Below are 14486 nucleotides of genomic sequence, written 5' to 3' on the forward strand. Positions count from 1 at the left end.
CCTGACCCCGATGCAGTTTGCGCAGGGGCATGAGCAAGAGTTTTTAACCTCGGACTCTAACTGTGCTTCGTACTAAAACCGGGGGCAGGTCAATGTGCACGAGGTTGGACGATGCGGCTTCGATGGCGTCGACCACGTTGGTCAGCATGGTGAGGTTGGGCGGCACCAGCTCAGCCCAGGTCGCACGGTCCTGATAGGCGGCGTAGAAGAGGTGGGTGACGCTGTCGAGTGCGCCGAGCTTGATGCGCGTGTCGGCCGCGTCGAGCAGGTCGACGGCGATGTGCTGGATGCGCTCTGTCGATGCTCCACCGCGACGCGACAGGCCCACGATGCGCCAGTCGTCCAATGTGGCGAGGTACTCGATCAGGTTGCGGCCGATCACGCCCTGCGCGCCCACGACGAGCGCGACTTTGTCCTGTGCAGTCATGTTGGAGTTGGGTTGAAGTACGAATCAGCAATGACCACCAGTATGAGAACGCTCGGATCTGTGCGATAGACTGCCTGTAAGAACAACATCTATGAATTGAAATCACAATGTCGCGGCTCGATGTCAATCGCTTTGGCGAGATGGAAGTCTTTGTTCGGGTCGTGGAGGAGGGCGGCTTCTCTGCTGCGGCGCGCGCTTGCCGGATGACGCCGTCGGCGGTGAGCAAGCTGGTGGCACGGCTGGAGGCTCGCCTCGTTGCGCGGTTGGTAAACCGATCCACGCGGCGCTTCCAACTCACGCCCGAGGGCACGGCGTTCTATGAACGCAGCGTGACGGTGCTGGCCGATCTGGACGAGGCGGAGCGCGCGGCTTCCGCCGGTGCACAGCCCGCAGGGCGGTTGCGCATCAATTCAAATGTGCCAGTCGGCACGCACTTGCTGCTGCCGATCGTGCCGGCGTTTCTGGCGTGCCATCCGGAGGTGTCGCTCGACATTGCGCTCACGGATCGAGTGGTCGATCTGCTGGAAGACCGCACCGATGTTGCGCTGCGCAGTGGCCCGCTGAAGAGTTCACGTCTGGTGGCGCGCAAGCTGGGACACACGCGCTTGATGGTGGTCGCGTCGCCGGCCTATCTGGCGCGCGCCGGGACGCCACGCACGCCGGCTGATTTAACGAACCACAACTGCCTGGCGTTCAGCTATGTGCGGGCAATGAATGCCTGGCCCTTTATCAAGCGCGGTCGCCGTACCGAGTTCATACCGCAGGGCAACACGCAGATCAGCGATGGCGAGGCGCTGCGTGCCGTGGCGGTTGCCGGGCTGGGCTTGGCGCGCCTGGCCGAGTTTCAGGTGCGCGCCGATCTGGAGGCGGGTCGACTCGTTCCCGTCCTGGAGGATTACAACCCCGGCGAGGCCGAAGACATCCACGCCGTCTATGTTGGCCAGGGCGCGCATCTGCCGGCGCGCGTGCGGGCGTTTCTGGATTTCCTGGTCGCCCATGTGAAGATTGCCTAGGCGGCTGTTCCCCCACGCTGGAAGGGCGCGGCCTTCACATTCGCAAAACGCCTTCAAGTTGCCTAACGCCCTGCCGTTTACCGCCACATAACGTGTGCATGAACGGGGGAAGACGCGATGTCACAGCATTCGCAGCACGAAGTCGATGAACGGACCAATCTGACGAACAACAACCGCTTTGAGCTGCTGCTGTTCCGCCTGGGCGAATCTGCGCGCTCCAATCAGCGCGAGATGTTCGGCATTAACGTGTTCAAGGTGCGCGAGATCATGGTCATGCCGCCTGTAACGCATGTGGCGGACGCCGGCGCCCATATCCTGGGTGCGGTCAATGTGCGCGGCCAGATCATTCCCGTGATCGACCTCGCCAGCGTGATCGGCACCAAGAACGGTAACGCCAACATCCTGCTGATTACCGAATACGCGCGTACCACCCAAGGCTTTGCGGTGGAAGAAGTGGACGAAATCGTGCGCCTGGAATGGAGCCAGATCTTCCCGGCCGAGGCGAGCGTGGGCAGCAGCAATATCACCAGCCTGGCGCGCCTGGACGGCAACGCTGATAACTCGCGTCTGGCGCAGGTGATCGACGTCGAACAGATTCTGGTGGACGTGTTCCCGACCCGCCGCACCGATCTGGCGCCCGACAATGACGAGCGCCCGATCAAGCTGCCGCCGGGTGCCAAGCTGCTGGTGGCGGATGACTCGGGCCTCGCGCGCTCGCTGATCGCCAACGGCCTGGAGGCGATGGGCACGCCGTACGTCATGACCAAGAGCGGCCAGGAAGCCTGGGATACGCTGCAGAACATCGCACGCGATGCCGCCCGCGAAGGCAAGACCGTGCGCGACAAGATTGCGCTGGTGTTGACCGATCTGGAAATGCCCGAGATGGACGGATTCACGCTCACCCGCAAGATCAAAACCGAGCCGGCGTTCCAGTCGATTCCGGTGGTGATTCACTCGTCGCTGTCGGGCTCGGCCAATGAAGACCACGTGCGCCGCGTCGGCGCCAACGGCTACGTGGCCAAGTTCGAAGCCAACGAGCTCGCGCAGGCTATTGCTTCTGCGCTGGGTTAAGCACTGAGCCAGGCATGGGGCCGGGCGACGTGCAATGCGTCGCCGGGCTCTGTATTACTTGCGGCTGTGGTGGTCCCCGCCAAGCGGGTCGACGACGATCATGGTGCGATCGAGCACGCCGTTGTCGTCAAACAGGGCGTTGAAGTGCGCCTGCTGAGTCCCGGCGACGTACATCCGGTATGACCACGCCTCCCGCTTCATCAGCGGGTAGTACTGCGTCGGCTCTTTCGGTGTGCCGAAGCGCTCGAGCACATCGCGTTTGGTCCACACACCCGGGCGCGCCTCGTAGATTTCCTTTTCCGTCAGCATTTGCCGATAGTTGGTGAGCTTGCCGTTGGCGTCAAAATCGGCGGCATACACCTCGTGCCCGAGCGGCTGCCTGGAGTAAATCCAGCGGTGCGTGCCATCCGCAAGCTGATAGGTCTCGGTGGGTGCGCCAAAGGTTTCTCGCACAGCACTTTCCGGCTGGCCGATCATCTTTTGCGCTGTCTGCACAGGGTTGAGCGAGGCACACGCGCAAAGGGCAAGTGCCGTCAGGCTGATCCATCTGCTGAGTCGTTTTGGCATGGCGTTCTCCGGGGGGATGCTGGGATTGACCTTACGGATGGTAAACCGCGCGGCCGCCCGAAATATTCCATCGATCCAAACGGGCGCCTGTGCCGCACAACATTGGTGCGATCAACCGGGTTTCTGGTCGGAGGCTGCGATGACGCGGTGCACGAAACGCAGCTTGTCGATCACGGGGGATGCCAGCGTGAACGGGTAGCCATCGGGCTGACCCAAGCTGCGGTTGAGGCTGTTGAGCACGTAGGTGAGCGGAAACCAGCGGCTCATCAGGTTGTTGAAGCTGGCTTCTTCCACTGGGGTCTGGTCGGTCAGTTCGGGCTCTTGTGGATGGTCGGGCAGCAATGCCAGGCCGTATGACACGGCGGTGTCCAGCGCGTCGACCATGTGCAGGTAGTGCGCCCAGGTTTCGGCCCAGTCTTCCCATGGGTGCATGGTGGCGTAGGCGCTGATGTAGTGCTGTGCCCAGTCCGCCGGCGGGCCATTGTCGTAATAGGTCTTGAGGGCGTCGGCATAGCTCGCGCGGTCGTCGCCAAAGCGCTCGCGGAACGCGGCTTCCCACATCGGCTTGCCGGCAATCAGGCGGTCGAAGAAGTAATGCCCGGATTCGTGGCGGAAGTGGCCAAGCAGCGTGCGATAGGGCTCGCGCAGCTCGGTACGGGCTTTTTCGCGCGCGGCATCGTCGGCTTCGGCAATGTTGAGCGTGATGCGGCCGTGGTTGTGGCCGGTCATGACGGGCGCGCTGTCTTCCTTGCTTGCGAGAAACGCGAACTTCAACCCCGTCTCGGGGTTCTCCTGCCGCGATTCCAGTGGCAGGCCCAGCTTCATGAGCGTATAGAGCAGTCGGCGCTTGGCCACCTCCATCTTGTACCAATAGAACCGGTTTTCCGGCACGGTCAGGTCGGGGATCGTTTCGGTGAACTGGCAGGCGCGACACAGCGTGTCGGGCGAATCGGCCGGGATCATCCAGTTGCAGACGTTTTCGACCGCGTAGTTGTGGCATTGGCGGTAGCGCTGGCCTTGTGCCTCGGGGTGAAGGCTGCGCCAGCGCTTGTCCGCGGCCTTTGCTGTCTCCAGCGTCTCCCCCGTCTCCGCTGTCTCAGTGGGCTCGTCGGCAGGTTCGAAGGCGCTGATCTCGCCCACGTCAGGGAGGTAGCCGAGCAGGGCGTTGCAGCGCTCGCACAAGACGTTTTCGAAGAAGACGAGTTGCTGGCAACGGTTGCAGTGGAACGTTTTCATGGCGGTCCAGGGGCAGGGGAAGGGCTGGCTTTCGGGGGGCTTCCCCACCAAGAGGGTGGTGTGGCAGCGGCTAGCTGTCCAGCAAGCGTTGTACCGCATTGGCGTGTCATACGCACGGCCGTGCGCTGTACCGGCTCGGCCATCAATGCCCGTATCCCGGCGCACAGCGAATCCGCCTCATGGGTCCATCGCACCGCGCTGTGCGTGGAAGCGCGATCAACAGATGCTGGGGACGCCCACGACCAGTGCTTAGGGGTGGCCCACCAGCTCCTGTGCGGGTTGCCGCCGCCGTTGCGCGCCCGGGTGGGCGTCCGGCAGACGGTCGGTACCAAACAGCTTGCGGCGCAAGGTCCCCAGTGCATACGCGGTCTTGTAGACACCGCGGTTCTGCAGCTCCGGCACCACTAGGTCGATAAAGTCCGCATAGCTTTCCGGCGTTACTGTGCGCGCCAGGTTAAAGCCGTCGATGTCCGTGACATCCATCCACTGCTGCAAAGCGTCCGCAACCTGCTGTGGGTCGCCGACGATGGTGGCGTAGCGGCCCCCCAGCGCGAGTTGATCGAGCAGACGCCGCACGGTGAACTGCGTGTCGCCGCCGGTGGCGCGGCGGATGGATGACTCGATCGCATTCGTCTTCACCGCACGCAGCGGATCGTCCAACGCATAGGTCGAATAGTCGACGCCGGAGCCCGCCGAGAAATGCGCAAGACCGGCTTCCGCGCTGGCATAGTGTTGGTATTCGGCGAGTTTTTCGCGTGCAAGTTTTTCCGTCTTGTCGACCACGACGGTGATGCCCATGAAGACTTTGACGTCATCCGCCCGGCGCCCGGCCTGCACGGCAGCCTGACGCAACTGCGCCACCTGATCGCGCGTGGCCGATTGGCTCTGGCCCGACAGGAACACGCACTCCGCATGCTGCCCGGCAAAGGTCTGCCCGCGCGCGGACGAGCCCGCCTGAAACAGCACCGGCGTGCGTTGCGCAGACGGCTCGCTCAGGTGGTAGCCCTCGACGTCGTAATAGCGACCGTGATGCCGGATGCGGTGCACCTTGTCGGGCCGTGCAAACACGCGTGCAGCGCGATCGCGCAGCACCGCATCGTCTTCCCAACTGCCTTCCCACAGTTGGTAGAGCACATCGAGAAACTCGTCGGCGCGGTCGTAACGCTCGTCGTGTGCAATCTGCTCGCGCAGGCCCATGGCGCGCGCAGCGCTGTCCAGATAGCCCGTGACGATGTTCCAGCCGACCCGGCCGTCGGTCAGGTGGTCGAGCGTGGAGAAGCGCCGCGCAAACAGGTACGGCGCCTCATAGGTCAGGTTGACGGTCAGGCCAAAGCCGAGATGTTCCGTCACGCCAGCCATGGCCGACACCAGCATCAGCGGATCATTCACCGGCAGTTGGATCGACTCGCGCAGCGTCAGGTCGGCAGACTGCTGATACACGTCGTACACGCCCACGATATCGGCGATGAACAGACCGTCGAACAAGCCGCGTTCCAGCAGCTTGGCGAGGTCGGTCCAATAGCTGAGCTTGCGGTAGTCGGACGATGTGTCGCGCGGATGGGTCCACAGCCCGTGGTTGATGTGGCCCACGCAGTTCATGTTGAACGCGTTGAGCAGGATCGATTTCTTGGACATCGCGATCAGGTGGCGAGGCTGGTGAGGGCCGGCAGGGCGTCGGCAGAGCGTTGCAGCAATACGCCCAGAATCTCGCGCCGCCATGCGTCGTACAGCGGTACGTAGTTGCGCGTGTCGATGCCGGCTGCGCGTTCGTTCAACGCCCACGATTCGCGCAGGTAATCACCAAGCAGCACCTGCAGCTTGTCGTCGGCATCCAGCACTTCACCCACGAGCTGCTCACGCTCGTCATCCGATGCCGCATCGAGCTTGCGGTGCCACCACTCGGTGATGAGGATGCGGTGCACTTCCTCGTCCGGCATGATGCGGTTCTCGGCAAAGTCGCGGTTGGCAACATCGAGCACGCGCGACGTGCGCCGGTTGACCTGCAGCCGCGCGAGGATGTGATGCTCGTAGTGGAATTCCCACGCGAGAAAGGCGGCCTGGCTTGTCAGCGGGTAATCGCCAAGGACATCCCAGTGGTGGCGCACTTCCCGCGCGATGCGCTCGATCTGATCATGCCCCGACAGCACGCGAATGCGCTCGCGCGAGGCCACTGCGTGAAAACCGTCATCGCCAATCTGGCGCGACAGTGCGAGCTGAAAATCGGGCTCATTGCGAAAGAGCCGGTCCAACCCCGCGCTCGCCAGTTGCACGATGAACAGGTCGTGCGCGGCGTTCCACACTGCGTAGTCGATCACGCCTTCCAGTTCTTCCGCCGTCTGTGCGTCGCGCGGCGGTTCCGTGCGCGCCGGCGGCAGGTGCGGCGCATGCACGGCGGCAACGCGGTCGAACAGGTCTTTTTCCAGCGCCGCGCCGTAGCGCGTGTGGGCGGTGGCTGTCGTTTCGAGATGGGCTTGGGTCATGCTGACATCCTCGTCGCGGAGGGTCACTCCGGTTGATGGGGCATGCACCGGCCGGGTGAGCGGGTGCAGCGAGGCTGTCATCGTTGCATTGAAGCTTGCGCTGGCAAACGAAGCGTTGCGCATGTCGTCAGACGCTGCACGCACATGGCGCGCTTTAGAGGCCGTTCTCCACCATTTCGACCACGCGCAGGGCGATGGCGCCGGTTTGCTCCGGCGGGCGGCTGCGCAGGGGCCCGTCGATGATGAGCAGCGCCAGCCCATGCACGGCAGACCAGGCGAGGTATTCGGCCCCGGGGCGGCGCTCGGCGGGCAAGACGCCTGCGGCGGTCATGCGATCCAGCGCGAGGCTCAACAACTGAAACGGGTTGAGTCCGCTATCGCCTGCCTTGGCTGGGTCGGCGTCGTTTTCCACCTCATCGGGCACGGCGAAGGCGGTGCGGAACAAGCCGGTCTCCATTTGCGCAAAACGCAGGTAACCCACACCGATGGCGCGCAGTGAAGCACGTGCTTGCGCGTCTGCCGGCCAGGTTGGGTCGATGGCATTCAGCTCGGCCTCCATGGCGCGCGCGAGCGCCGCGAGTGACGCAGCGCGTACCCCCTGCAGCAAATCGAGCCGCCCCGCGAAGTGGCGGTATGCGGCATTTGGCGCGACACCTGCACGGCGCGTGGCCTCGCGCAACACGATGGCGTCCGGCCCGCCGGCACGTGCCAGCTCAATGCCTGCGTCAAGCAGCGCGCGCCGCAAGTCGCCATGGCGATACGTTGCGCGCACGGGCGGGCGGGGTGGTTCCTGGGTCATGCGATGAAACTCCGCAAAAGCGATGTGGACACTGTTCATTATGTCTGCTATCGTTTGTGGACAGTGTTCACAAATCAACACTAGGCGCTGCCCCGCAGGATGCCAAGCACTTTCAGGAGGTCGATATGACAAACGCAAGCGATGCCGCGGGTGATGCATCGCAGCTGCGCAGCCTGATTGAGGCGTGGGCAGAAGCCGTTCGCGCCAAGGACATCGATGCCGTGATGCGTCACTACGCGCCGGACGTCGTCGTCTTTGACGTCATGCCGCCGTTGTTTGTGAAAGGCGCAGAGGCGTATCGCCGTAACTGGCAGGGTTGGTTCGATGCGCTGGATGGCCAGGCGGATTTCCAGTTCGTTGAATTGCACCTCGAGGTGAGCGGCGATCTGGCCTATTGCTTCAGCGTGAACCGCCTGCGTGCGCGGTATCGAGACGGTGCAAAGCACGATGCGCAAACGCGCGCCACCGTGTGCTTTCGCAAGATCGATGGGCGCTGGCTGGTGGTTCATGAACACGCCTCGGTTCCGATGCCGGTACCCGAGAGCGCTTGCAATTGAGTCCAACGAAAGGCGAGCAAACGCTTTCCCCACCCGCGTGTTCAAGTTACCCGGTGCGCGGTTTTGCAGTCCCCCGAGTCCACCCCAAGGAGTTGTGATGCAAGTTCAACCGTATCTGTTCTTCGAAGGTCGTTGCGAAGAGGCGCTGGAGTTCTACAAGAAGACGCTCAGCGCCAAGGTCGACGTGGTGATGCACTACAAGGACGCGCCCAAGGATGCGCAGCCCACTGCCGAGCAATGTGGCGGCATGGCGCCCTCGCTCGACAAGGTGATGCACGCCGCCTTCCGCGTGGGCGACACCCAGATCCTGGCGTCTGACGGCATGGCCGGCGGCAAACCGGATTTCAAGGGTTTCGGGTTGTCCGTGAGCGTGCCCGACAACGCTGCTGCCGAGCGTACCTTCAAGGCGCTCGGCGACGGCGGCCACGTCACGATGCCGATGTCCGAAACGTTTTTCGCCCACGCGTTCGGCATGGTGACCGATCGTTTTGGCATCACGTGGATGGTGATCGCACCCAAGCCGATGTAATGGCCGCGCGTGTAAAAACGGCCGCCGCACGGTGGCCGTTCTACGCAAACTCGTAGTCAGCCTGCCTTGGCGCTGGGCCGTGGCCCGGTGCTAGACTGCGCGATCACCGGGGCCTTACCAATATCAACGAAACCACCCGCCGGGTGACGATCGGCTGTTCTCGCCGCGACCCTTTGCATGGCCTGCGCAAAGGCGTCCATTCACCTGCTGCCCCATCTGTTGGAGCGTTCTTCATGCTGAAGATCAGTGCGATCGTCATCGTCGTCGCGATTGTTGCTGTGTTGGGCACATCGCCAAGCTGACGGGCGTTTTTTCAGTATGGACGCGATGATCGGCGAGGACTTTGAAGCCGGTCTCGCCAACCTCAAATCGGCTGCGCAATCCTGAGCGACATCCGGGCGCAGCAGCCAAGCATAGGAGTGATTCCATGACGCATGGCATTGACGAACGCAAGCGTTGGCTTGCCCTCATCGTGCTCTGCCTGGGCGTGCTGATGATCGTGCTGGATACGACGATCGTGAACGTTGCGCTGCCGTCCATCCAGGCAGACCTGGGCTTTACCGAAACCTCGCTCGTATGGGTGGTCAACGCCTACATGCTCACGTTTGGCGGCTGCCTGTTGCTCGGCGGGCGATTGGGTGATCTGTTCGGGCATCGCAAGCTGTTCCTGCTGGGGCTTACGCTGTTCACGCTGGCATCGGCCGCATGTGGGCTGGCGAATTCGCAAGGGCTGCTGATTACCGCGCGCGCCGTGCAGGGGCTGGGCGGCGCGGTGGTGTCGGCGGTGTCGCTGTCGCTGATCATGAATCTGTTCACTTCGCCGGCGGACCGCGCCAAGGCAATGGGCATCTACGGCTTTGTCTGTGCGGGCGGCGGCAGCATCGGCGTATTGCTCGGTGGCCTGCTGACGAGCACGCTGAGCTGGCACTGGATCTTTCTGGTCAATCTGCCGATTGGCGTGGCGGTGTATGCCGCCTGTGTGGCGTTGCTGCCGGTGGGCAAGCCGTTGGCCGATCGAACAAAGCTGGACGTGGCAGGCGCGATTGCCGTGACCGCATCGCTGATGCTCGCGGTGTACGCCGTCGTGCACGGCAACGAAGCCGGTTGGACATCGACGCAGACGCTGACGCAGCTTGGCATTGCCATCGCGTTGATGATCGCGTTCCTGGTCATTGAATCGCGCGTGTCGCATCCCTTGATGCCGCTGCGTATGTTCGCGCTGCGCAACGTGGCCACGGCCAATGTGGTGGGCGTGCTGTGGGCGGCGGCGATGTTCGCGTGGTTCTTTATCTCGGCGCTGTACATGCAGCGTGTGCTCGACTACAGCGCGATGCAGGTCGGACTGGCCTTCCTGCCGGCCAACATCATCATGGCGGTGTTCTCGCTGGGTTTGTCAGCCAAGCTGGTGATGCGCTTTGGCATTCGCGCGCCCCTGTCGGTGGGTTTGCTGGTGGCAGGCATTGGGCTGGTGCTGTTTGCGCGCGCGCCTGCGGGCGGCAGCTTTGTGCTCGACGTGCTGCCTGGCATGCTGTTGCTCGGCCTGGGCGCCGGGGTGGCGTTCAACCCGGTGCTGCTGGCCGCCATGAGCGATGTGGCGCCGGATGAATCGGGCCTGGCCTCGGGCGTGGTCAACACGTCGTTCATGATGGGCGGTGCGTTGGGCCTGGCCATCCTGGCAAGTCTGGCTGCCGGGCGCAGCGAAGGTCTGGCGGCGGCAGGGGCCGATGCCACGACCGCGCTGAATGGCGGCTATCACCTCGCGTTCCTGCTGGGGGCGGTTGCAGCGTTGCTCGGCTCGGTGCTGGCGGGCGTGTTCGTGCGCACGCGCACGCACGGAGCGGCGCAGGGCGAAGCATCGTCGGCAGCGCCAATCTGAGCCACCGAGAAAGGACCCGAGGAAGAGAGCACACCGCATGTCTCACACGAGGCATGCGATGAAACCCGTTATTGACCGACCGGTCGGACGGTTTATAATCGATCCATCCAAAACACGGTGCGCATGACGCGCCGTGCACATGCCGCGCAAGCGGCCGGAGGATCGCATGTACACCCAAAGCCTCAACCAGCCCGGCGGTTTGCCCACGGAGCAGGAACTGGCCGCCGCCTCTCAAGGCGAAGCCGATTTGCAGGCGCGCTTCGATGCACGCATCGGGGCCGACCACAAGATCGAGCCGCAGGACTGGATGCCGGCGCCGTACCGCAAGACGCTGCTGCGGCAGATTTCGCAGCACGCGCACTCCGAGGTGGTCGGCATGCTGCCCGAGGGCAACTGGATCAGCCGCGCGCCGTCGCTCAAGCGCAAGGCCATCCTCCTGGCCAAGGTGCAGGATGAAGCGGGCCACGGCCTCTATCTCTATTCCGCGGCTGAAACGCTCGGCAGCTCGCGCGACGAGATGATCGACGCGCTGCACGAAGGCCGGGCGAAGTATTCGTCGATCTTCAATTACCCGACGCTGTCCTGGGCAGACGTGGGCGTGATCGGCTGGCTGGTCGATGGCGCGGCCATCATGAATCAGGTGCCGCTGTGCCGTTGCTCATATGGCCCGTATGCGCGCGCCATGATCCGCATCTGCAAGGAAGAGTCGTTTCACCAGCGTCAGGGCTATGAATCGTTGTTGACGATGATGGGCGGCACGCAGGCGCAGCGCGACATGGTGCAGGAAGCCGTCAACCGCTGGTGGTTTCCTGTGCTGATGATGTTCGGCCCGCCCGATACCGCGTCGCCCAACAGCGCGCAGACCATGGCCTGGGGCATCAAGCGCATCTCGAACGACGATCTGCGGCAGCGTTTTGTCGATGCCACCGTCGAGCAGGCGCGCGTGCTCGGCGTGACGCTGCCCGACCCCGGCCTCACGTGGAACGAAGCGCGCGGCCATTACGATTTCTCGCCGCTCGATTGGTCCGAATTCAAACGCGTGCTCGATGGTCACGGCCCGTGCAACCGCGAGCGCCTTGCCACCCGCAAGCGTGCACACGAAGAGGGCGAGTGGGTGCGCGAAGCCGCGCTCGCCTACGCGCGCAAGCAGGCCGAACGTGCCGCCGCCAACCAACAAGCTGCCTGAACCGGTAGGAACCCACCATGCATCAACACGACTGGCCGCTGTGGGAAGTGTTCATCCGCAGCAAGCAGGGCCTGGAGCACAAGCATTGCGGCAGCCTGCACGCGGTGGACGCCAAGCAAGCGCTGCAGATGGCGCGCGATGTCTACACGCGCCGGCAGGAAGGCGTCTCGATCTGGGTGGTGCCGTCGGCGGCCATCACCGCCAGCGAGCCCGACGACAAGCCCATCCTGTTCGACCCGATGGCCGACAAGATCTATCGGCACCCGACGTTCTACCGGCTGCCCGATGAAGTCAACCACATGTGAGCCGCGGCGATGACTTCCGACGCGCATCTGCAATACATCCTTCGTCTGGCCGACAACGCGCTCATCCTCGGCCAGCGCAACGCGGAATGGACGGGCCATGGCCCTGTGCTGGAAGAAGACATTGCGTTGTCCAATCTCAGTCTTGACCTGACCGGGCAGGCGCGGCTGCTCTACACGCACGCGGGGCAGATCGAAGGCGCGCTCACCGGCACACCGCACACGGAAGACGACTACGCCTATTGGCGGGCCGAGCCTGCGTTCCGCAACTACACGCTGCTCGAGCTGCCGCATGCCGGCCCATTGGTCGCGACGTCGGCAGCCACGCGCGACTACGCCGTCACCATGGTCCGCCACTTCCTGTACGCCGCGTTGATGGTGCCGCTGTGGGAAGCATTGACGCGTTCGACCGACGCAGAGCTGGCCGCCATTGCCGCCAAGTCGGTGAAGGAGATGCGCTACCACTTCGCCCATACGCGCGACTGGCTCGTGCGCTTCGGTGATGGCACCGAGGAATCGCATGCACGTGCGCAGGCCGCGCTCGATTGGCTGATGCCGTACACGAACGAATTTTTTGCCGCGGACGACGTTGAAACGGCCGCGGCCGAAGCCGGCATCGGCGTGCGTCCGGCCGACCTGCGCGACGCATGGGAGGCGACGGTGCGTGACGCGCTGGACGAGGCTACGTTGCGCTGGCCCGAGCCCGGTCCCTATGTCAGCACCGGCAAGCACGGTGTGCACTCCGAGCACATGGGCTATCTGCTGGCCGAGATGCAGGGATTGGCGCGCCAGTATCCGGGGGCATCGTGGTAAGCGAGCGGTTGGAGCGCGCACGCATGGCGCTCGAAGCGGTAACCGATCCGGAGATTCCCGTGGTGACGATTGCCGAGTTGGGCATCCTGCGCGATGTGCAGCTCGACGAAGACGGCACCCTGGTGGCAACGATCACGCCCACGTATTCCGGCTGCCCGGCCATGGAGCAGATTGCCGATGATGTGAGCCATGCCTTGCAAGCGGCAGACGTAGGGGCGTATCGGGTGCGTTCGGTGCTGTCGCCGGCATGGACGACGGATTGGATCACCGCGGAAGGGCAGCGCAAATTGCGCGACTTTGGTATTGCGCCGCCTGCGCATGTGGCCGAAGTGGAGGGGGCCCGGCCGATTCGTCTTACGCGCCCCGCGCAGGGTGAACACATCGCCTGCCCGCAATGCGGATCGCACGATACAGTGCTCATTTCCGCCTTCGGCTCGACGGCCTGCAAGGCGCTGTACCGCTGCCGCGCGTGCCGCGAGCCGTTCGACTACTTCAAGCCCTACTAAGCCCACCGAGCACGACGCCCATGACTCCGCAATTTCACCCCTTGCGCGTTGCCGAAGTGCGCGGCGAGACGGCCGATACGATTTCCGTGCGCTTCGATGTGCCGAACGATCTGCGCGATGCATACCGATTTACGCAGGGCCAGTTCCTGACGTTGCGCGTGCCGTCCGGCCAACTGCCAGGACACGAAGAACTGCGGCGCTCGTATTCGATTTGCTGCGCCGTACAGGACTACGACGCGCACGGCGAGTTGCGGGTGGCAGTCAAGCGTGTTGATGCGGGTGTGTTCTCCAACCATCTGCACGACCGTATCCGCGTGGGCCAGACGCTTGATGTGCTGCCGCCAGATGGGCGCTTCTATGTGCCGCTCGCCGCCGAAAGCGCTCGCCACTACGTCGCCTTTGCGGCCGGCAGCGGCATCACACCCATCCTGTCGCTTATCAAGACCACGCTCGCGGCGGAGCCGCAGAGCCGCTTCACGCTGGTCTACGGCAACCGCAGCGTCGACAGCATCATTTTTGGCGAGGCGCTCGAAGACCTGAAGGACCGCTACCTCGATCGCTTCGCGCTGTATCACGTGTTGTCGCGTCAGGCGCAGGAGATTGCGTTGTTCAACGGGCGGCTTGATGGCGCCAAGGCCCATGCATTTCTGGATGCGCTGATCCCGCCCGACGATATCGATGCCGCTTTCATCTGCGGCCCGTCGACGATGATCGATGCGGTGGAAGCCGCGCTGCTTGAGCGCGGCGTGCCGCGAGAGCGTGTGCATGCGGAGCGCTTTGGCGTGCCGGTGGGCGATGTGTCGGCAACGGCCAAGCCGCGCAAGCATGGTGCCGTGGCGGGCGAAGTGGCGCTCACCGTTGTGCTCGACGGCAAATCGCACGAGGTGCCGATGGCAGGCGACGCCAAGGTGCTCGACAGTGCGTTGAACGCGGGGCTGGATCTGCCTTATGCGTGCAAGGGCGGCGTGTGCTGTACGTGCCGCGCCAAGGTGCTGGAAGGCCGCGTAGAGATGGACAAGAATTTCACGCTGGAAGACTGGGAGATCCAGCAGGGGTTTGTGCTGACCTGCCAGGCGCGCCCGCTCACGCAGCGCGTGGTGGTCAGCTACGACGAGCGTTGAACG

General features: G+C 63.8%; 16 protein-coding genes. 10 read left to right on the forward strand and 6 right to left on the reverse strand.

Features of this window, described 5'->3' with window-relative positions; translation table 11 throughout:
* Positions 1 to 43: 43 nt before the first annotated feature.
* Entirely contained in the window at positions 44 to 427 is a 384-nt protein-coding gene (locus ACUXH0_RS23490) for an NAD-dependent epimerase/dehydratase family protein (RefSeq protein ID WP_259393752.1), read from the reverse strand.
* Between the two features lie 107 nt (positions 428 to 534).
* Between ACUXH0_RS23490 and ACUXH0_RS23495 the strand changes: the two genes are divergently transcribed.
* Positions 535 to 1440 (forward strand): LysR family transcriptional regulator, encoded by a 906-nt coding sequence (locus ACUXH0_RS23495; RefSeq protein WP_024541822.1) that lies wholly within the window; start codon positions 535 to 537, stop codon positions 1438 to 1440.
* Between the two features lie 117 nt (positions 1441 to 1557).
* The gene (locus tag ACUXH0_RS23500) at positions 1558 to 2511 is read left to right on the forward strand and encodes a chemotaxis protein (protein ID WP_004635059.1); all 954 of its coding nucleotides are present in this window, start codon (positions 1558 to 1560) and stop codon (positions 2509 to 2511) included.
* Between the two features lie 54 nt (positions 2512 to 2565).
* On the opposite strand, the gene ACUXH0_RS23505 is transcribed toward ACUXH0_RS23500, so the two are convergent.
* From ACUXH0_RS23505 to ACUXH0_RS23525, 5 genes are all read right to left on the reverse strand, one after another.
* Entirely contained in the window at positions 2566 to 3078 is a 513-nt protein-coding gene (locus ACUXH0_RS23505) for a hypothetical protein (protein WP_116576226.1), read from the reverse strand.
* 111 nt (positions 3079 to 3189) lie between these two features.
* Complete coding sequence (locus tag ACUXH0_RS23510; protein WP_182594745.1) at positions 3190 to 4314, reverse strand: zinc-binding metallopeptidase family protein; 1125 nt, start codon at positions 4312 to 4314, stop codon at positions 3190 to 3192.
* Between the two features lie 249 nt (positions 4315 to 4563).
* Positions 4564 to 5949 carry an LLM class flavin-dependent oxidoreductase gene (locus ACUXH0_RS23515; RefSeq protein ID WP_182594744.1) on the reverse strand — a complete coding sequence of 462 codons (1386 nt, stop codon included), beginning with the start codon at positions 5947 to 5949 and terminating at the stop codon, positions 4564 to 4566.
* Positions 5950 to 5954: 5 nt separating this feature from the next.
* Entirely contained in the window at positions 5955 to 6794 is an 840-nt protein-coding gene (locus tag ACUXH0_RS23520) for a hypothetical protein (RefSeq protein ID WP_182594743.1), read from the reverse strand.
* 154 nt (positions 6795 to 6948) lie between these two features.
* Entirely contained in the window at positions 6949 to 7593 is a 645-nt protein-coding gene (locus ACUXH0_RS23525) for a TetR/AcrR family transcriptional regulator (RefSeq protein ID WP_182594742.1), read from the reverse strand.
* Positions 7594 to 7718: 125 nt separating this feature from the next.
* Here ACUXH0_RS23525 and ACUXH0_RS23530 point away from each other — a divergent pair, with 125 nt between their 5' ends.
* From ACUXH0_RS23530 to paaE, 8 genes are all read left to right on the forward strand, one after another.
* Positions 7719 to 8150 carry a YybH family protein gene (locus tag ACUXH0_RS23530; RefSeq protein ID WP_004635042.1) on the forward strand — a complete coding sequence of 144 codons (432 nt, stop codon included), beginning with the start codon at positions 7719 to 7721 and terminating at the stop codon, positions 8148 to 8150.
* A 97-nt stretch (positions 8151 to 8247) separates the two neighbouring features.
* Positions 8248 to 8679 (forward strand): VOC family protein, encoded by a 432-nt coding sequence (locus ACUXH0_RS23535; protein ID WP_182594741.1) that lies wholly within the window; start codon positions 8248 to 8250, stop codon positions 8677 to 8679.
* 427 nt (positions 8680 to 9106) lie between these two features.
* Positions 9107 to 10555, forward strand: a complete 1449-nt coding sequence (locus tag ACUXH0_RS23540; protein WP_182594740.1) for a DHA2 family efflux MFS transporter permease subunit — start codon at positions 9107 to 9109, stop codon at positions 10553 to 10555.
* Between the two features lie 166 nt (positions 10556 to 10721).
* The gene (gene paaA / locus ACUXH0_RS23545; protein WP_182594739.1) at positions 10722 to 11741 is read left to right on the forward strand and encodes a 1,2-phenylacetyl-CoA epoxidase subunit PaaA; all 1020 of its coding nucleotides are present in this window, start codon (positions 10722 to 10724) and stop codon (positions 11739 to 11741) included.
* Positions 11742 to 11758: 17 nt separating this feature from the next.
* Positions 11759 to 12046, forward strand: a complete 288-nt coding sequence (gene paaB / locus ACUXH0_RS23550; RefSeq protein ID WP_182594738.1) for a 1,2-phenylacetyl-CoA epoxidase subunit PaaB — start codon at positions 11759 to 11761, stop codon at positions 12044 to 12046.
* Positions 12047 to 12055: 9 nt separating this feature from the next.
* Positions 12056 to 12856, forward strand: coding sequence for a 1,2-phenylacetyl-CoA epoxidase subunit PaaC (gene paaC, locus ACUXH0_RS23555; protein WP_182594737.1), 801 nt, complete (start codon positions 12056 to 12058; stop codon positions 12854 to 12856).
* 23 nt (positions 12857 to 12879) lie between these two features.
* Positions 12880 to 13362, forward strand: coding sequence for a 1,2-phenylacetyl-CoA epoxidase subunit PaaD (gene paaD / locus ACUXH0_RS23560; RefSeq protein ID WP_182594736.1), 483 nt, complete (start codon positions 12880 to 12882; stop codon positions 13360 to 13362).
* Positions 13363 to 13382: 20 nt separating this feature from the next.
* On the forward strand, positions 13383 to 14483 hold the full coding sequence (gene paaE, locus ACUXH0_RS23565) for a 1,2-phenylacetyl-CoA epoxidase subunit PaaE (RefSeq protein ID WP_004635028.1): 1101 nt from the start codon (positions 13383 to 13385) through the stop codon (positions 14481 to 14483).
* Positions 14484 to 14486: the final 3 nt, after the last annotated feature.

The organism is Ralstonia sp. 110700041-2 (assembly GCF_056280165.1).